The organism is Pseudomonas thivervalensis (assembly GCF_001269655.1).
GTDB classification, from domain to species: domain Bacteria; phylum Pseudomonadota; class Gammaproteobacteria; order Pseudomonadales; family Pseudomonadaceae; genus Aquipseudomonas; species Aquipseudomonas thivervalensis.
This window is the reverse complement of record NZ_LHVE01000001.1, coordinates 76,320-95,645: the sequence shown is the minus strand read 5'-3', so window position 1 is coordinate 95,645 and position 19,326 is coordinate 76,320. Positions and strand designations below refer to the sequence as shown.

Annotated in this window: 12 protein-coding genes; 2 read left to right on the top strand and 10 right to left on the bottom strand. The window is 64.2% G+C overall.

Features of this window, described 5'->3' with window-relative positions; translation table 11 throughout:
- Window positions 1-4 precede the first annotated feature (4 nt).
- On the bottom strand, window positions 5-6,325 hold the full coding sequence (locus AD659_RS00325; RefSeq protein WP_053117205.1) for an Ig-like domain-containing protein: 6,321 nt from the start codon (window positions 6,323-6,325) through the stop codon (window positions 5-7).
- 51 nt (window positions 6,326-6,376) lie between these two features.
- Window positions 6,377-7,222 carry a sulfotransferase family protein gene (locus tag AD659_RS00320; protein WP_053117203.1) on the bottom strand — a complete coding sequence of 282 codons (846 nt, stop codon included), beginning with the start codon at window positions 7,220-7,222 and terminating at the stop codon, window positions 6,377-6,379.
- A gap of 302 nt (window positions 7,223-7,524) precedes the next feature.
- Here AD659_RS00320 and AD659_RS00315 point away from each other — a divergent pair, with 302 nt between their 5' ends.
- Window positions 7,525-8,112 (top strand): phage tail protein, encoded by a 588-nt coding sequence (locus AD659_RS00315; protein ID WP_053117201.1) that lies wholly within the window; start codon window positions 7,525-7,527, stop codon window positions 8,110-8,112.
- A 46-nt stretch (window positions 8,113-8,158) separates the two neighbouring features.
- Window positions 8,159-8,470 (top strand): DUF6916 family protein, encoded by a 312-nt coding sequence (locus tag AD659_RS00310; protein WP_053117199.1) that lies wholly within the window; start codon window positions 8,159-8,161, stop codon window positions 8,468-8,470.
- Window positions 8,471-8,760: 290 nt separating this feature from the next.
- On the opposite strand, the gene AD659_RS00305 is transcribed toward AD659_RS00310, so the two are convergent.
- The 8 genes from AD659_RS00305 to AD659_RS00270 form a co-directional block, all read right to left on the bottom strand.
- Window positions 8,761-9,252, bottom strand: a complete 492-nt coding sequence (locus tag AD659_RS00305) for a GNAT family N-acetyltransferase (protein ID WP_053117197.1) — start codon at window positions 9,250-9,252, stop codon at window positions 8,761-8,763.
- A gap of 15 nt (window positions 9,253-9,267) precedes the next feature.
- Window positions 9,268-11,364, bottom strand: a complete 2,097-nt coding sequence (locus AD659_RS00300; RefSeq protein WP_053117195.1) for a site-2 protease family protein — start codon at window positions 11,362-11,364, stop codon at window positions 9,268-9,270.
- A 1-nt stretch (window position 11,365) separates the two neighbouring features.
- Window positions 11,366-12,685 carry an efflux RND transporter periplasmic adaptor subunit gene (locus AD659_RS00295; RefSeq protein WP_053117193.1) on the bottom strand — a complete coding sequence of 440 codons (1,320 nt, stop codon included), beginning with the start codon at window positions 12,683-12,685 and terminating at the stop codon, window positions 11,366-11,368.
- Complete coding sequence (locus AD659_RS00290; RefSeq protein WP_053117191.1) at window positions 12,682-13,458, bottom strand: efflux RND transporter periplasmic adaptor subunit; 777 nt, start codon at window positions 13,456-13,458, stop codon at window positions 12,682-12,684. Before AD659_RS00290 ends, AD659_RS00295 begins: the two co-directional genes overlap by 4 nt.
- Before the next feature lie 382 nt (window positions 13,459-13,840).
- Window positions 13,841-16,276 (bottom strand): alpha/beta hydrolase, encoded by a 2,436-nt coding sequence (locus AD659_RS00285; protein WP_053117189.1) that lies wholly within the window; start codon window positions 16,274-16,276, stop codon window positions 13,841-13,843.
- Between the two features lie 9 nt (window positions 16,277-16,285).
- Window positions 16,286-17,728 carry a TIGR01777 family oxidoreductase gene (locus AD659_RS00280; protein ID WP_053117188.1) on the bottom strand — a complete coding sequence of 481 codons (1,443 nt, stop codon included), beginning with the start codon at window positions 17,726-17,728 and terminating at the stop codon, window positions 16,286-16,288.
- On the bottom strand, window positions 17,721-18,209 hold the full coding sequence (locus AD659_RS00275; protein ID WP_053117186.1) for a hypothetical protein: 489 nt from the start codon (window positions 18,207-18,209) through the stop codon (window positions 17,721-17,723). Before AD659_RS00275 ends, AD659_RS00280 begins: the two co-directional genes overlap by 8 nt.
- 225 nt (window positions 18,210-18,434) lie before the next feature.
- Window positions 18,435-19,301 carry an ABC transporter permease gene (locus AD659_RS00270; protein ID WP_053117184.1) on the bottom strand — a complete coding sequence of 289 codons (867 nt, stop codon included), beginning with the start codon at window positions 19,299-19,301 and terminating at the stop codon, window positions 18,435-18,437.
- Between the last annotated feature and the right edge of the window lie 25 nt (window positions 19,302-19,326).

Below are 19,326 nucleotides of genomic sequence, written 5' to 3'. Positions count from 1 at the left end.
GAATTCAGGCCTGCACTTGGCTGATGCCGACCTGTCGTAACGCGGTTGCCAGGCTGTCGACCTGATGTTGTTCAGTGTCCTTGAGCTGTTGCAGTTGCTGACCCAGGGTGGGTGCCCCGAACATCCCCCGCACCCCTTGGGATACATCGCCGCCCTGCATCGATTGGTTGCCGAAGGCGTCCATCGACTCGCCCTCGGAAGCGGAGTCCTGGCTGAACAAGGTCGACAGCGTACTGCTGCCGAACACCCCGCCATCGCCGCCACCAAAGCCTAGGAACCCTTGGCCACTGCCATCGCCAGCGGCATCCGTGCTGAACACCTGGGCGATATAGCTCGGCGCCAGGGCGCCACGGTTGATGAAAATATCCCCAATCGGCCGCAGGCCCCCGCCCACGTCCCGTTGCTCGAACAGCGGCGGGAAGCCCAGCGGCGAACCCAGGTTGCCGGTCGGCGGGGTAAAGACGATCGGTTGCAACGGCACCTCGGACGGCGGGATCACCGTGACCGGGTCGGAGGTCAGGAACTCCGGCGGTGGCTTCACATCGTTGGGCACCACGGTGTCGATCGCATAGTTGTTGGACACCGCCACGCTGGCCCCGGCGTTGCCCGACAGGTCGCTGACGTTGCTGGTGTCCAGGGCGATGAAGTTGCTCGGATCGGTGAGGTTCACCGTTGGTGTAAACGTCGCGGTCCAGGTCCTGCCGCCGTCGCTGGTGGTCAGGTTGGTCAGTTCACCGTTGGTGACGCTGAGGTCCGACAGGTCGAAATCCGTCACCGCTTCACTGAAGGTGAAGGTCACCTGGGTCGTCTCGCCCACGCTCAGGCTCGGGTCGGCGACCACGATCGTCGCCGTCGGCCGGGTGGCGTCGAGTGCGTAGTTGCTGGAAATCGCGATGCCCACGCCGGCGTTGCCGGCCAGGTCCTGCACAGTGCCGGCGTCAAGCAGGATCAGGTTGGTGGCGTCGTTGACACCCGCGGTCGGCGTCAAGGTCGCCGTCCAGGTCAGGCCGCCATCACTGCTGGCGAGGTTGGACAACACGCCATTGGCAACACTGAGGTCCGACAAGTCGAAACCGGACACCGCCTCGCTGAAGCTGATGGTCACGGTGGTGCTCTGGCCGATGCCCAGCGTAGTGTCACCCACGGTGATGGTGGCGCCTGGGCGAACCGTGTCGATCGCGTAGTTGTTGGAGTTCACCACGCCGACGCCGCTGTTGCCCGAGGCGTTGATCACGTCACTGGTGTCCAGGCTGATCAGGTTGCTGGTGTCGGTGATGTTGGTGGTTGGGGTGAACGTGGCCGTCCAGGTGACGCCGCCGTCGGTGGACGACACGTTGCTCAACGTACCGTTGCTGATGGTCAGGTCGCTGTTGTCGAACCCGCTGACCGCCTCCGAGAAGGTAATGGTGACCAGTGAGGTTTCCCCGATGCGCAGCGCGCTGTCAGCCACCACGATGGCGGCCGTCGGTACCTGCGTCTCGACCGCATAGTTGGCCGAATCGGTCGTGCCTGTCCCGGTGTTGCCGGCCGCATCGCTCACGCCGGTATTGTCCAGGGTGATCAGGTTGGTGGCGTCGGTCACGCCCAGGGTCGGCGTAAAGGTCGCGGTCCAGGTCAGGCCGCCGTCACTGCTGCTGACCGCGCTCAGGGTGCCGTTGGCCACGCTCAGGTCAGCGTTGCTGAAGCCCGTCACCGCCTCGCTGAAGGTGATGGTCACCTGGGCGGTTTCACCCGGTTTCAACACCGAATCGCTCAGCACGATGGTGGCGCTCGGACGCTGGCTGTCGACGCTGTAGTTGTTAGAGTCGGTGCCGCCGACGTTGGCGTTGCCGGCCAGGTCGACGATGCCACCGCTGTTGAGAGAGATGAGGTTGCTGGTGTCCGTGACGCCAGCGGTCGGCGTAAAGGTCGCGGTCCAGGTGATGCCGCCGTCGCTGCTGCTCAGTCCCGAGATCACGCCGTTGGCGACCGTCAGGTCGGCGCTGGTGAACGCTGTCACGGCCTCGCTGAAGGTGATGGTGACCAACGAAGTTTCGCCGGCGGCAATGGCGGTATCGGCAACGACGATGGTCGCTGTCGGGCGCACGGTGTCGATGGCGTAGTTGTTCGAATCGGTGGTGCCGACGCCGGCATTGCCCGCGCCGTTGATCAAGCCGGTGTTATCCAACGTGATCACGTTGCTGGTATCGGAAATACTGGTGCTCGGCGTGAACGTGGCCGTCCAGGTGACGCCACCGTCGGTGCTGCTCATGGTGCTCAGGGTGCCATTGCTGACGGTCAGGTCCGCGTTGTCGAACCCGCTGACCGCCGAATTGAAGGTCACGGTGACCACGGTGGTTTCACCGATGCTCAGGGACGAATCGGCAACCACGACGGTGGCTGTCGGCACGTTGGTGTCGACGGCGTAGTTGTTGGAATTGGTCGTGCCGCTGCCGGTATTGCCCGCCCCATCGCTGACCCCGGTGTTGTTCAGGACGATGAGGTTGGAGACGTCGGTGACCCCGAGGCTGGGCGTGAAGGTGGCGGTCCAGGTGATGCCACCATCGCTGCTGCTGACCGCACTCAGCGTGCCGTTGGCCACGCTCAGGTCGGAATTGTCAAAACCTGTGACCGCCTCGGAGAAGGTAATGGTCACCAGCGAGGTTTCGCCGACGCTCAACGCCGTGTCGGCCACTACGATGGTGGCGGTCGGACGCTGGGTGTCGACCGCATAGTTGTTGGAATCGGTGGTGCCGCTGCCGGTATTGCCCGCGCCATCCACCACGCCGGTGTTATTGAGCGTGATCAAGTTGGTGGCATCGCTGACACCCCCACTCGGCGTGAAGGTCGCGGTGTAGGTGATATTGTCGCTGGTGCTCAGGCCGCTCAGGCTGCCGTTGGTGACACTCAGGTCCGCCAGGGTGAAACCGGTCACCGCCTCGCTGAAGGTAATGGTCACCACCGATGTTTCGCCGATGCCGACGGTGGCGTCGGCGACCACGACGGTGGCGGTCGGACGCGCGGTGTCGATGGCGTAGTTGTTGGAATCGGTGGTGCCGCTGCCAGCGTTGCCCGCCGCGTCAGCCACGCCGGTGTTATCCAGGGTGATGAGGTTGCTGGTGTCGCTGGTGCTGGCGCTTGGCGTCAGTGTCCCGGTCCAGGTAATCCCACCGTCGCCGCTGCTCAGGCCGGTGACGGTGCCGTTGGCGACCGTCAGGTCGGCGGTGGTAAAGCCGGTCACCGCTTCGTTGAAGGTGATGGTCACCAGGGAGGTTTCGCCAACGCTCAGGGAGGTGTCGGCTACAACGATGCTAGCGGTTGGCCGCTGCGTGTCGACCGCGTAGTTGTTGGAGCTGGTGGTGCCGCTGCCGGTGTTGCCCGCCGCGTCCGCCACACCGGTATTGGCCAGGATGATCAGGTTGGTGGCATCGCTGACGCTGGCGCTCGGGGTGAGCGTCGCGGTCCAGGTGATACCGCCGTCGCTGCTGCTCAACCCGCTCAAAGAGCCGTTGGCCACGGTCATGTCCGCCAGGGTGAAACCCGTGACGGCCTCGCTGAAGGTGATCGTCACCAGCGATGTTTCGCCGATGTTCAACGCGGTGTCGGCCACCACGATGGAAGCGGTCGGGCGCTGGGTATCGATGGCGTAATTGTTCGAGTCGGTGGTGCCGCTGCCGACGTTGCCCGCCAAGTCCGCAATGCCGGTGTTATCCAGGGTAATCAGGTTGCTGGTATCGCTGACGCTGGCACTTGGTGTGAGCGTCCCGGTCCAGGTGATACCACCGTCGCTGCTGCTCAGGCCGGTGACCGTACCGTTGGCGACCGTCAGGTCGGCGGTGGTGAAACCGCTCACGGCCTCGGTGAAGGTGATGGTCACCTGGGAGGTTTCACCCACGCGCAGCGCGGTGTCGGTCACCACAATGGTAGCGGTGGGGCGTTGCGTGTCGATGGCGTAGTTGTTGGAGTTGGTCGTCCCCACGCCAGCGTTGCCATTGAGGTCCGCCACGCCCGTATTGTTCAGGACAATGAGATTGGAGGTATCGGTGATCGCCGCATCCGGCGTCAGGGTGGCGGTCCAGGTGATGCCGCCGTCGCTGGTGCTCAGGCCGCTGATCGAGCCGTTGGCGACGGTCAGGTCGGCGGCAGTGAAACCGCTCACCGCTTCGCTGAAGGTGATGGTGACCGTCGAGGTCTCGCCAATCCTGAGGGCGGTGTCGCTCACCACGATGGACGCCGTCGGCGCCACCGTGTCGTTGACGATGTAATTGTTCGAGTCGGTGGTGCCCACGCCGGCATTGCCGGCCAGGTCGGCAACGCCGGTATTGTTCAGGGTGATGATGTTGGTGGTGTCGGCGATGTTGCTGGCCGCGGTCAACGTACCGGTCCAGGTGATGCCGCCGTCGCCACTGGTCAAGGTGCCGACACTGCCGTTCTGCACCGTCAGGTCCGCCGCGGTAAGGCCGGTCACGGCTTCGGAGAAGGTGATGGTCACCGTCGACGTGCCACCGGAGTTCAGATTGGTGTTGGCCACCACGACGGTCGCGGTGGGCGGTGTTTCGTCCGGCACATAGTTGGTGTTGATGGTGCCGCCATCGCCGTAGACGTTGGCCACCGACGCCGGCGAAACACCGGCGGTGCCCGCACTCGTCCCGCCCACGCCACTGCCGCCGACGTTGCCGGCCAGGGCGGCGAAGTTGACGGCGGTGATCAGGATCGAGCCTTTGTTCCAGATCGCGCCGACACCGACGCCGCCCGCACCGCCCGCCTGGAGATAACTACCGCCAGCCCCGCCGCCGCCACCGCCACCACCGGCGCCGACGTTGTTGGAAATGGTCGAGTTGCCGATGATCCGCAGGGTCGCGCCGGTATCGTTGTAGATACCCCCCACCGCGCCACCACCATCGCCGCCGAAGTTGTCGTACCCGTCGCCGCCGCCGCCACCGCCGATGGACAAGCCACCGCTGGAGGCCGTGCCACCCGCCGAACCGGTGCTGTAGCCCGGATACGCAGCGCCACCCGCGCCACCTGTGGTGGAACCACCACGCCCGCCAATGTTGAAGAAGCCGCCGCCCGCGCCGCCCTGTCCGGCCGTGCCGTTGGAGCCCGTGGAGTTGAGCGTGTCGCCGCCCTTGCCACCGGTGCCACCCGTGATCGCACCGCCGCCACCGCCGCCACCACCGGCGTACTGCGGCGTCACACCGCCGCCACCACCACCGCCCGAAGCGGCGTTCGCGGTCACCGTGACGTTGCGCAGGGTCAAGGTGCCGGCGTTATAGATGCCGCCGCCCTGGGACACCAGCGCATCGTCGCCGCCGTTACCACCGTTGCCTGCCACCATGCCCCGGGTTATCACCAGGCCATCGAGGGTGGCGGTGGTGCCGGACGTCACTTGCATGATCTGGGTGCGGTACTGACCGTCGAGGGTCACGTCGGCGACGTTGTCGTTATTGAGGTCGCCATCGATGGTGATGTTCCTGTCGACCACCAGCACCTGGGTCAGGGCGACGGTCATGCTGGTATTGAACGTGACGATGTCGCCGTTCTGCGCCGAGCCCAAGGCAGCGCGCAAAGAACCGATACCCGAATTGAGGTTGTTGGTGGCGGTCCAGGTGGCCAGGCCCCATTGGTATTCGCTCATGGCGGAGTTCGAGAGCACGTTGGCGCTTTCGATATTGCCGGTGGCGATTTCCAGGTCCCAGTCGCCGCCCAGGCCGGTGCGGTCGTTGGACGCCGCCACGTCGCGGCCGGTCAACTGCGCCAATGAATCGACAAAGTTCAGGCCACGCTCGCCTTCGGCGGTGTAGCAGCCATAGATCAGGATGTCGCCGCCAGCGTTCATGTCCTGGCCGATCTGCGCCAGCACTTCGCTGCGGGCCTGGACGTTATCCGCCGACAGGTAGCTGTTGCCCAGCCACAAATCACCGGCGTTACCGTGAGCAATGATCTGCACCGAGCTGACGCCCTGGTGGGTGTCCAGGTAATCGGCAATCTGCTGCAAGCCGTCCTTCGTGGCATCCAGCTGCACCACCTCGGTACCAGGCGCCACGCCTTCGAGCAGGTTGGCGGAGTCCTTGACCCGGGAATCGACAAACACCACGGATTTGCCCGGCACGACAGCCTGGGTGGCATCGACCTGGCCCTGGGGCGCATGGGTGTCGGTCGGCTGGTCCGCCGTGGGGGTCTTGGCCGCCTCGGCAGTGGGCTGGGCGTCCGGTTGCGCGGCATCGGCCACGGTGGCCGCCACCGCGCCGTCGAACAGCATTCGCGGCTCCAGGGACATGATCATTGGCGATGCCAGGGCCTGTGTGCCCTCGGTTACCCGCGATTTGCCTTTGCTCCACCACATGATGATCACCTGGACTCGAACTTTTTGAAACGCAAATGAAAAAAACCGCAGTCAGCTGACGGCGGCGTCGGTTTTCATACGAATGACATTGGCGGCGCTGGCCGACCCATCGCGCCAGAACGACAACTCGGCATACTTTTCAAACAGGTCCGGCGGCAACAAGGTCCGCCGGGCTTGCGGCGCGACCTTGGGCTTGACCTTGTGCAGGCCGGCCACGCCCAGGGCCTGGTCGAAGGCCGGTGCGTCGTAGGTCAAGTGATTGAAATCGTGCTCGAACCAAGGCTCGCCGATGAACTCGTACACCAGGCGCATCACCCGCTCCGGGGCCTGGCTCAACAGATCGTAATCCACGATCAGCAGCGACTCGGCGTTCTCACCGTAATAGGCCTCTTTGAGCGCCGTCCAGGCGAACCCCACTAGGCGGTTGCGCTGGGCCAGGGTTTCACAGCGGCTGTAGACGGTGTTGCGTTCATCATCGTCGTTGAACAGCTTGGTGTTCTCGAACGGGTTGGCGCGGTAGAGCCGCTCCAGGCTGTCGAGTACCCAGGCCACGTTGCGCACGCAGGCGATGGTCTTGGCTTGGGGGAACAGATCCTGCAGGGCAGGCAGGCGGGCGCACCATTGGCGGTTGGTGTCGAAGATGACCGGTTTATCGGCTTTGTCGGCGTAATAGGAATCGAAAAGGCCGCGCAAAAGGCGGCGGCGCAGGTCGGTGTCGATCACCGAGCCAAACTCGCTGCCGGCGCTGCATTGCTGCAGGACGCTGCTGAACAGCGTGCCAACGGGACTGGTCATGCCGGCATGAAAGCGCGGGTTCTGCAACAAAATGGCAGACAGCAGGGTCGAGCCTGAGCGCGGTAAACCGGAAATAAAGTGAAACTGCGGCAATCCATTCACCTTTGTTTGTAGTCCCTTTGTACCGCCAAGCGTAGCCGAGGAAATAATCTTCGCCTAGTAGTACTTTGATATCAGATTCATCCCGAGCTATAAAAAAGATGGACGGTAGAGACGCTCGGGAACCTGAATCGATTAAGCCATGTCGTGGCATTTTCCGCCCGCTTCGTTCGGCAGAATCAAACATCCCGGTCTACGCTCAGCCGTGCGTGACCAGGCCAGGGAATGAAGGAGTCGGGCTGATCGCACTCTTGTCCTTCACGTCCGGGCACTGCAAGACCAATCACCTGAAGGATGAGGAATCTATGGAAGTATTCATCGGCACTATCCAGTCATTCGCCTTTAGCTTTGCACCCGCTAATTGGGCCCTGTGCAACGGGCAGACGCTTGCCCTTTCCCAATACCAGACCTTGTTCGCCCTGATCGGCGTGTCGTACGGAGGCAATGGCCAGACCACCTTCATGCTGCCCAACCTGCAAGGTCGCCTGCCCCTGTGCCAAGGCAATGGCCTGGGCCTGAGCCAGCGTGTCATCGGAGAAATCTCCGGCACCGAAAACGTCACGGCAACAATCAACAACCTGCCCAACCACACCCACGCCCTCACCGGCATCACCGCCTCGACCACCCTGCAGTTGGCCAACCCGGCCAGCAACCCGGTGAATACGCCAACGGCCACCAACTCGTTCATTGGCACCTCGGGCACCGGGCCAGGTTCGGCAGCAATCTATTCCGACCAGATCGGCGCTTCGCCAGTGCCGCTGCAAGGCGTCACCACCACCGTCAACGGCACAGTCGCCCCCACCGGCGGTAACACGCCGATGACGGTCATGAATCCGTTCCTGGTCATCAACTTCAGCATTGCCCTTCAAGGCTACTTCCCGTCCCGCAACTGATGAACCGCCGGAGGGCTGCGGTCCTCCGGCCTCTTGGAGTGTCGACATGCTGCAACAGGTTCATAGCCACCATTTCCAACCGCTGCTGGGCCAGACCGGCAGCCTGACCCTGCCCGACGGCAGCTGCCTGCCGGTGCGCTTCGAAACCCTTGACGAAACACCTCGTGCGAAGCTGCCGAACACCGCGCGCATGCCGTTCAGCGTGGAATTCAACAGCCTGGAAAGCACCGCCTTCGTGGACGGCCTCTGCGCTCTGGAAGTGCCGGAGCTGGGCAAGCTCGAGGGGGTGTTCGTGTCCCGGATACCGCCCATGGGACGGGATCCGGCGCTGGGGTATTTCTACATCGCGTTCAACTGAGGACTGATGAGGTTCCTGTGGGAGCGAGCTTGCTCGCGATGGCATTAGCCCAGACGACCCGGAACCTGTGGCGAGGGAGCTTGCTCCCGCTCGGCTCTGTAGGAGCTGGCGAAGCCTGCGATCTTTTGATCTTTCGCTCCAGACTCAATTGGCAGTGGAAAGATCGCAGCCTCGCTTCGCTCGTCAGCTCCTACAGATCCAGCGGGAGCAAGCTCCCGCGCCACAGGTTCCGGGTGGATGGGAGATCGCCTTCGCGAGCAAGCTCGCTCCCACATGGGCCATGGGGTAAGTCAATTGCCTTTCGGATACCAGACCAACCGCTCCGCCGCCGGATTGCGCTCTTGCACTTCGAAGCCCAGCGCCAGGTAGTGCCGGCGTGCATGGGGGTTGCTGGCCCAGACCACGGTCGCCACCGGGCAACGGATCTGTTGCGCGGCGTTCTGCACGCCTTGCAGCACTGCCCGGCCATACCCTTGCCCACGGGCCTGGGGAATGAAGGCCAGGTACAGCACGCGAATTTCATTGGGGCCGAAATCCGTGCTCAAGGCGCCGATGGCGGTGCCGAGTTTTTCCACGACGTAATGCATGGCGTTGGGGAAATTTTCGCCCAGCCCTTGCTCCTGCACCTGGAACTGCTGGGCAATCACCTGTTGCACCTGCTCGTGCTCGCCGTCGATCCATTGCAGGTCCGGCCGCGCCGCCTGGTACAGACTCTGCAAGAACGGACCATCGCTGACCCGCGATGGACGCACCACCAATCCTTCTGCCGCCACTGAGTCCATGCTTGCTCCCTAGGGTTAGAACCCGCTTTCCCTGACACCCAACGCCGCCAACCGACGCCAGGCCGCTCCCAACACCGACTCGCCCTTGCCCTGCAGCACCGCCACGCCACGCAGCGGTTGCACCGGAGCCGACGCCTCGTCGACCGCACTCAAGCGCACGCCATATTGCGCCTGCACCGGCTCGGCCCGCTGTTGCGAATCGCGGCGCACTGCAATTGGCCCATGGTGGTCGGACGTCAACGCTTGCTGTTCGACCCAGGCCACCCCGTTGGTATCGATTTCATTCAACTGCACGGCAATCGAAGGGTGCATCGGATCATCCGCGATGAAACGTCCCGTGGCTCCCGGCCCAATCCGCCAAAGCTCGGCTTCAGTGAGATACCCGCGCAACCGCGAATCGGTCTGCACCACCCGCGCCAGCGCCTGCGTCGGTGACAACCAGCGCCCTACCGACAGTTGCGGCAACACATCGCGCACCTGGCCGGCATGGGGCGCACGCAACAACAAGCGTTCACGCTGGGCGACCAGGCCCCGGTATTCGGCCACCGCTTCGGCCAGTTGCTGTTCGATGATGCCGGCATCGGCAGCGGTTTCGCTGCGCCCGGCCTGACGACGCATCTGCAATTGCTGGATCTGGATTTCCCGGCGCACGATGGCCAGGCGCGACGCCATGTCCGGTGACTCCAGCTCGATCAACACATCGCCCTGGGCCACGGTCTGGCCGTCGTGCACATTCACCTGCTTGACCCGAGCCGCCACTGGCGCATGCAGGGCACTGGCCCGCCCGGCCTCAAGCATGGCTGGCACCTCCACCGCGCTGCGCCAGGGCAACAGCAACACCAACAGCAACGCCAGCAACACCACGCCGCTCAAGAGCATCCGCCCACCATGGGCTTGCTCACGGCGGCTCCACCATTGCCGCCACTCATTCACGATGGGCATGAAAATGAACCACACCAATTCCACCATCATCAGAAAAATGCCCAGCACCTTGAAGAACAGGTGATAGACCGCCAAGGCAATCCCGAAAAACAACAGCGCCCGCCACAGCCAGGAGCCATAGCCCCATACCAGCAAACGCCGACGCATCTTCGGCGACCAGGGTTCAGGCGCCGCCGCGCCATACCCGAACAAGGCTTCGCGCAGGCGCCAGCGACACAGGGCGAACGCACGCCCCTGAAGGTTATCCACCGCCCAGAAATCACTGAGCAGGAAATACCCGTCAAAACGCATGAAGGGGTTCAGGTTGATGATCAGCGTGGTGATCCAGGTCGCGCTGGCCAGCATGAACGCCGCGGTGCGCGCCGGCCCGTCGGGCAACAGCGACCAGGCCAGCAGCGCAATGCACGCCAGCAGCAATTCGGCCAGGACCCCGCCCGCACCGATCAACAACCGTGCGCGTCGATCGTTGATCCGCCAGGCGTCGCTGACGTCGGTATAGAACATCGGCAACAGCACCATGAACGCCACACCCATGCTTTGCACCCGGCAACCGGCCCGCTTGGCCATGAAGGCATGGCCGAATTCGTGGCACAGCTTGGCGAAGAGCAACGCCGTCCCGAACGCCAGCGCACCGCCCAGGCTGAACAGGTGCGGAAACGTCGCGACGAATCGCTGCCAGTCCCGCGACACCAGGAAGATACCGAGGCCCAGGGTCAGCGGCAGGCCATAACGCAGGATTCCGGGGCCGAACCGCGCCAACCGGGGCCAGGCACGATTGAGAAAAGCGTCCGGGCGCCACAGTGGAATGCGAAAAAACAGGTATTGATGCAGCAGGATCTGCCACAGGCTCTGGCGCTGTGCGGCGGTCTTGAACAGATAACTGTCACGCTGTTGCGGGTCCATCGCGCTGATCAGGTCATGGCCGCGCAAGAAGCCCAGCAGTTGCTCCAGCGATTCGCCATTGAGCGGCAGGCCTGGCTCACGGTTCGCAGCTTGCAGCACCTGCTCCGGATCACCGAGGGACCAGTGCCGCAACATGCGCATCGCCGCCGCGCCCAACTTGAAATAGCGCCCGCGCACCGGATCGGCCAAGGTCCACTGCGGCGAACCGTCCGGGTCCGGCGCCGCCGGGGACAGTTGCAGGTCCGGCCGCAGGCTCGGCAGGTCCATGCTACAGGCCTACGCTCTGGCGCAGGCCGGCCAGTGGCCGCCGCAACAGGTACAACGCCAGCGGCGCACGGTCCCCGAAGACCTTCGCCGTGCCCCGCAGGCCGATGCGCGGCGCCGTGGCATCGAAACGCGCATCCAACCGATACGCCAACTGCCCGGCGGCGGTAGGCTGCGCTTCATAGGCCGAACGCTCGAGCCAGGCCAGGTGCCGCTGCAACGGGTCGCTGTCGAGAAACAACGCCACTTGCGCACCGGGTTCCAGGGCAATCGCGTCGCCCACGGCCAATTCAATGCGCAATTCGGCCTGGTTCGGATCGGCGATTTCCATCAGGCGCTCGCCGGTCTGCACGGGCTTGCCAAGCCAGCGCTCGGCGTCGGCGAACACCGCGATGCCGTCACGCTCGGCGCGGACTTCGCTGCGCTTGAGCAGTTCAAGCGCGTAGTTGCGCTCGGCGCGTTTCTGCTCGACGCGGGCGGCGAGCAAGTCAATCTTCGAACTGGATTCAGCGTCGGCAAACGAACGCTGGGAATTGGCCTTGAGTTCCGCCTCGGCCACGCCCAACGCCCGCTCGGCCACATCGGCCTGGGCCTTGAGACTGGTACTTTCGAAACGCAACAACAGGTCGCCGTTCTTGACGCTCTGGTTGGGCTTGACCAGGAATTCGGCGATCACGCCATCCAACGGCGCTGCCACCACCTGCCCGCCCAGCGGCACCACTTCGGCCGGGGCCAATACGGACTGGCGCACCGGGATCAGCAAGCCCAGCAGCAACACCGCCACCAGGACGACCTGGCGCTTGCGCGTCCAACGCAGGCGCCACGGCTTGCGCGGTTGCAGCGCCAGCCACGCATGGCTGTAGGTGTCGCCCAATTGCGACAGCAGCACTTGTTCGGGCGGGGTCCAGGGCAGGTCGCGGGCCAACCACAAGCCGCCGAACACCTGGCCCTGGTGATCAATCAATGGCAGCCAGAACACCTGCCCGGCCGACAGGCTGCGCCAGTCTGCCCGGATGGATTCACTCACCCCATCGGCGGCGATCACCCGGGCCTGATTCAATTGACCCTGCTTGAACAGTTGCGCCACCGCCTGCTCGACAAACGCCACGAATGGCGCATTCGGCTCCACGGTACTGACGCCGGTCACGGCCTGGACCTTGCCGGCGATCAACAACGCGGCATGACGAAAGCCGAACAGGGCCTGGCCATCGTTGACCAGGCTGTAGCTCAATTGCGCCGGCGTCCGCGCCGCCCGTGCCTGACGTTCAAGGTCGAGGAAGCGGGCAAACACCTGCTCGGCGCTGCCCGATATCGGCGCGTTCACTTGGGCTCCGCGAAACGCGCCGTGCCGCTCATGCCGGACAGCAAGCCGCTGGCGTCCGGCACGCTCGCCACCAGCAGCAGGGTCTGGCTGCCCTCGTCGATGCGCGCGCCCAGGCGCTTGACCGTCGCTTGCAACGGCTTGCCGGTTTCATCGGGAACAAAGGTAAAAGGCTGGCCGGGTTTGAGCCTGTCCATCCAGCGTGAAGGCACCAGCAGGTGAATCTCCAGGGTGCGGTTGTCGACCACGTCCAGCAACGGCGCGCCGGCCGCCACGCTTTCATAACGCTGGACCTTGCGCGCCACCACTTGCCCGTCGAACGGAGCGATCACGCTGCAGCGCTTGACCTGGACCTGATAGACCTGGGATTGCGCCTGGGCCTCGCTGAGCCGCGCCTCGGCCCGCGACACCTCGAAACGCCCGACGGATTTCAACGCTGCCAATTGCCGGTTATGGGCCAGTTCTTCACCGGCACCACGGCTGGCCGCCTGGGCCGCATTGAGCTGGGCCTGATAGGCCGAACAATCGAAACGCGCCAGGGTGTCGCCCTTCTTGAACGACTCGCCCTCACTGAACGGCAGCTCGACAATGCGCCCTGCCAACTCGCTGGCCAACACCGCCTGATCCCGCGCCCGAAGCACCCCACGCGCCTCGCTGCCCGACGCATTGGCGGCGACGTTGCTCTCCAGCAACGGATCGTCGGAAGCCGGCGTCTGCGCCTGGACCCCGCACGTGATGAAGGCCAATCCCACAACCCAACTACTCAAACGACGCATGACCGTTACTCCCTGACGGATGGGCGGAGTCTACGACAGCGGTGGGGGGCGTCAAGGGAGTAGCGGTGAAGAGAGGGAAATCTTTGTGGCGAGGGAGCTTGCTCCCGCTGGACTGCGCAGCAGTCCCAAATCCTGGCGCCACGGTGTGTCAGGCAGATCGCATTCAAATTGCTTGGGGTTGCTGCGCAACCCAGCGGGAGCAAGCTCCCTCGCCACAGGGATCGGGGTTGTGCAGGGTGAGTAAGATGGCCATCGCGAGCTCGCTCCCACGGGGGCTTGTGTCGAATGAAGTATCAAGGCCAACACCGACCTACTGTGGGAGCGAGCTTGCTCGCGATGACTTCGTCCAGACAACCCAGTGCCTGGCAGATGTCCCAACGGTCTACTCCACCAACCTCAACACCCCATCGCAATACACCACCTCACGCCCCAACCACCCCACATCCACCTGAGGCAGTACCGCCGAAGGTTTGCGCAGTTCACGCAGCAACGTCGAGCCGTGGGACAAGCGTCCGCCCATGCGCGCGATCACGGCGCGGGCGCTTTGGTAGTGAGCGTGGCGACCTGGGTCCAGGGTGTCCTCCAACAGAATGTCTTCACCCAGGATGCCCTGGGCCCGCCCCGGGTAGATCAGGAGCCCACTCGCCTGCTCAGTGCCTTCACGACCGTCCTGCCAGAAGCTGCCGTCGCGGCTGCGGATGTCCGGGTGCGGGGCGAACCAACGCGCGCGGTCGGCGCTTGGCATGGCGTGGTGCAGGCGGAAGAAGATTCGCATCAGGTTGTCGCGATACCATTCGCGCACCTGCAAGTAATAGCCGCGCAACCCCGGCAGGCCAGCCCCATGGGCCAAGCGAATCGCCCGGGACCATTGTGGGAATGCCTGCAATGGCAGCGCGGTCGGCGCCGGGCGTGGCGTCGCTGGGTCGGTTTCCCAGGGCAGGCGATGGGGGCTGTGTTCAAGGTTGTCATAGGCGGTCGGCGGTCGTCCCAACCAGTCTCCGCCGCTGCTGGCCAAGGCGCTGGCGATGCACAGGTTGCCCTGCACCACGAACACGTAGAAGCGGGTAAACCAGTCGGCCAGTTGCTGGCCGTCGGCGCCTTGCTCGGTCAGTTCGTACAGTTCTCGATCAAAACGTAGCAAACCGTTTTCCAGCGTCAGCAAATGCCCGCGGGCGATGCGTTGCATGCGCAGGAACAACGGCAGCGAACGCAACAGGCGCAGCGGCCGCCAAGGCAGGTGCGGTGTCGCGCCGCCGACCTCGCCGGCGTAGCTGCTGGCGCTGATGCCCCAGTCGGCCAGCCGGGCGAGAAACAGGTCGTTGTTGATGTACGAAGCGCCGCCAAACACCGCCGTGAAGGGCTCGTTGTCCTGCAACACCCGTGAGTCCCAACGCGCCATGATCGCCGGAATGCTCACCGCCGCACGGCGCTGGGCGTACTCCACCAGGACGCTGGGTTGCGGCGGCAGGATCTCGGCGATGTTGGCCGCGGTCAGGTGGCGGCGCCAGCCGTAGTCGCTGATCGGCCGGTATTGCAGCAGCCACAGCTGGGTGCCGTCCCAAGCCCATTCAACGTCGCCGGGCACGTAGTGAAAGACCCGCAATACGTCTTGGAGAAACCGCCACAGCGCTTCGGCGGTCAGGCCATGGGCTGGCTTGAACCCGCCGCTATTCCATGACTCGCCGAGACGGGACATGATCGCCCGCTCGGGGCTCACCTTGCCATCGGCCAACGACTCCAGATGCCCTTCGACCCACTCCAATTCAACGGACAGGTGGCGCACGAACGCGATCCCGGACAACCGGGGCGCGATAAAACGCTGCACCACCACTTCCTCGACGCCCGCCGCACTCAACTCGGCAATGCGCGCCGGCACGTTGTGTGTCGGTTCACGCAGGTACGTAGTGCTCAAACCCGCATTGGCCGCATCGGCCTGATCCTCCCCGTAGCTGGAGGAACGCACGGCCCAAATAGCGTCCGGCTGACTGTTCAGAAACGTTGGCAGACGCGGATCATCGCAATGGTTGAGTGACAGCGCCGCCGGCACCGGCTGCCCCGCCAGCGCCGCGAGACGCAAGCGGCCGCCCTTGGTGTGCGCGACGAAACCACGCTCGCCGGACTCCAGCCACGCCGTGAATTCAGCGGGCGAGTCGATCCACGGGTAGTGGCCCCAGCCGGGCTTCAAGCTGATGGTCAAATCGGCACGGGCCAGAATGGCCGACCAGGCCGCCGCCTGCGCGACGCCCAATACTTTGTCCTGATCGCCCCACACCAGTTCGACCGGGTCGGTGATCCACTCCAGCAACGGCAGCGCGGTGTCGGCACGCACCAGGTCCCAGTGCGGCACAAAGGCCCGGCAACGAGCGTAGCCGGCGCCCATGCGTTGGTACTGCGCGGGCGTCCAGGCCTGGCTGGAAAACTTGTGGGCAAACAACGTTGGCTTGTTCGCCAGCAACCAGTGAATGGTCTTGCGAATCGGCAGCGGCGACATCAACGCCGGCAGCCGCCGCTGCCACAAGAAAGCCCCCACCGGCGCCAGCAACACGCTGCGGCAAAAGTGCCCGGGCTCGCGTTGCAAAGCGTGCAACACCAACAAGGCGTTGACCCCGACCGCCATGATCGCGCTGCCCTTGACCGTCGCCACCAGCAACGCCTGGGCGTAGGCCGCCAAGTCTTCGCAAGGGGCCTGGGGGTTGTTGCCAAAGCCGGGCAGTTCCAGCGGCACCACGTCGTAGTGTTGAAAGTGCGGCAACGCGTCGTCCCACCAATCGGCGGCGCTGCCGTTGCCGGCCAGCAGGTACATCCGGGGCTTGTTCATGAGCGCTCCTTAGGCCAGGTCGCGCAGGGCAGCGTCGAGCGTCGGGTAACGGAACGTATAGCCGGCCTCGACGAGACGATTGGGCACCACGCGCTGGCCGTCGAAAAACAACTGGGCCATTTCGCCTGCCAAGACACGCACCGGCGCGGCAGGAATGTGGAACCACACCGGGCGCTTGAGCACCTTGCCGACGCTTTCGGCGAACAGCGCCTGGCTGACCGTTTCCGGCGCCACCAGGTTGTAAGTGCCGCTCAGGCTTTCGTCATCGAACGCACGGGCGATCACCTGGATGACATCGTCGCGGTGCACCCAACTCATGATTTGCCGACCGTCGCCCATCCGCCCGCCGAACCCCAGCCGAAACGGAATCAGCAACGGCAGCAACGCACCGCCCGGGCCGAACACCACGCCCAGGCGCATCACCACCTGTCGCACACCCAATTCCGTGGCGGGCCGGGCGGAGGCTTCCCAGCGCACACACAGTTCAGCCATGAAACCATCGCCCTGGGCCGCACTTTCATCGAGGCTTTCGCTGGCGTCACGCACGCCGTAAAAACCGACGGCCGAGGCCTGTATCCACAACGCCGGTTTATGTCGGGCGTTTTTCAACCAAGTCATCAAGGCTTCGGTGGTGTTGACCCGGCTGGCAATGAGTTGCGCCTGGCGCTTGGGACTCCAGCGCGGCCCGGCCACTGGTGCGCCCGCCAGGTTGATCAGTACATCGAAGGTTTCGTCATGGCCCAGTTTGCCCAGCGAGCGCACGCAACGGGCGCGGCCGTCAAACAGATAGGCCGCTTTCAACGGATCGCGAGCCAGCACGCTGACCGTGTGCCCGGCGTCGAGCAGTTGATTGACCAGCGTCTCGCCGATAAACCCGGTGCCACCCGTGACCAGCACGCGCTTGTAGGCACCCCCGGCAAACGGGTTGGCGGGCTTGCCCGCGCGCTGCATGCGCAAGGCCGCCAAACCGTCGCGAATCCCCGAGGCCGTGACGCCGATGGCGAACAAGGTCAGCAGCCAGCCGCGCCAGCCGAGGTCGATCGCGCCCAGGCCGGTTGGCAAACTCGCCCACTGCGCCAGTTGCACGCCGTACAGCGCAAAGAAGGCCCCGCCGTTGACCGCCAGCACGGTGTGCATGATGCGCTCGATGGGCGGCAATTTGCGGCTGCGGTCCTCGACCACGAAGTCCCACAGCGTCAGGCAAATCTCCAGTGCGAACAGCAGCGCGATAACAACTGCCCACGTTCCCTCGAAGGCCAGATGCGCAATGCCCAGGAACAGAATCCCGTAGAAGCACGAGCGCAAGGCGTGGATCGACAGCTCCAGCCGCGCACTGTGGCGATAGGGCAAGGCGACGGTGAGTTCGTGGTGATACAGGGTATCCAGCGCGCCGAGGATTGCCTGGGCGATCAGCAGGGAGATGGCCCAGTCCAGCAGTGAAAAATCAGCCATGGTTAGAGTCACTCGACGCGTTGTCAGTCTGGGAGGGGCGGCGATCGTGGCGATAGAGCCAGAACAGCGGCGGCAATAAAACGAGCAAGGCAAAGCTGTCGAACCACAGGTGCGACCAGACCCGGGCCTGGGCGGAAATCAACATGTCCTGGGGCGCCCAGAGCAGGATGCCGGCGACCAGCCAACCCCAGGGCATGGCGCGCTTCAATCGATTGCCAATATGGACGAGGGCGAGCATGTACAGCCCATAGCTCTGCAATGTGGCGCCGAACAAGGCCAGCCACCAGACCTGTTGCGCGCGGGCCGTCGCGGGCACGGCATTGGCGCCCCAGAACGCCTGTTCGATGGTGTTCAAGTAGTTATCGAGCAAGCCGGAATGACCGGCCCACGTCAGCGTGAGGCCGGCGAGCAGATGCATCAGGGCTGCCGCGTACAACCAAACGACCAAGGCGTTGCGAAGGGTGCTGGAGGGGACTGGCATTCCGTGTCCTGAAGGCTTGCTGAGGGCCGCAAGTCTAAAGGAAAAGGGAGGGGCTTTACTGGGCGGATGGACTGGCAGCGATAATTAAATTTCACCAACGAGACCTGCTTCGCAGGCCCCCAGCATTCCTTCAGGTAAACCGCATGGCCCGGTTTTGCGACTGCTGCGCAGCCGAGCGGGAGCAAGCTCCCTCGCCACGGGTTCGGAGTATTACTTCAGAACGGTTCACCGCTGCATCCCCCACCGCTTCACCGTCACCCGCTCCAAACTGTCGAACACCAGGTTCTCCACCAGCAGTCCGATCAGGATTACCACCGCCAACCCGGCAAACACCTTGTCGGTGTACAGCTCGTTGCGATTCTGGAAAATGTACCAGCCCAGGCCGCCCTTGCCGCTGGTGGCGCCAAACACCAGCTCGGCGGCGATCAGGGTCCGCCAGGCGAAGGCCCAGCCGATCTTCAACCCGGCGAGGATCGACGGCAGTGCCGCCGGGATCAAGATGAACAGCACAAAGCGCAGGCCCTTGAGCCCGTAGTTGCGCCCGGCCATGCGCAGCGTTTCCGACACGCCAAGAAACCCCGCATACATGTTCAACGCCAGCGCCCACAACACCGAATGCACCAGCACGAAAATCAGGCTGTTCTGCCCCAGGCCAAACCACAATAGCGCCAACGGCAACAGGGCGATGGCCGGCAGCGGATTGAACATCGACGTCAACGTGCTGAGCAGGTCGCGACCCAACTGGGTCGACACCGCCAGGGTGGTCAGGCCAAACGCCAGGAGGATGCCCAGCAGATAGCCCTTGAGCAGCACCACCAGGGAAATCCACACCTTGCCCAGCAGCTCGCCACTGAGCAAACCGTCGTACAACGCGCTGGCGGTCTGCAAGAAGCTCGGCAGCAGCAGGTCGTTGTTCTGGTAACGCGCCACGCCCTCCCACACCAGCGCCAGCAGCAACAGGATCAAACATTTCCGCAGCCACCCCTGTTGCCAGAGGCGCTGCCCCAAGGGCAATTCCCGCTCCAGCGGCACATGGGTCAGCGGTTGCAGGTCGACTTCGTATTCTTCGCGCGCAGGCGATAACTGGCTCATAGACTCTCTCTTTTTCAGAATCTGG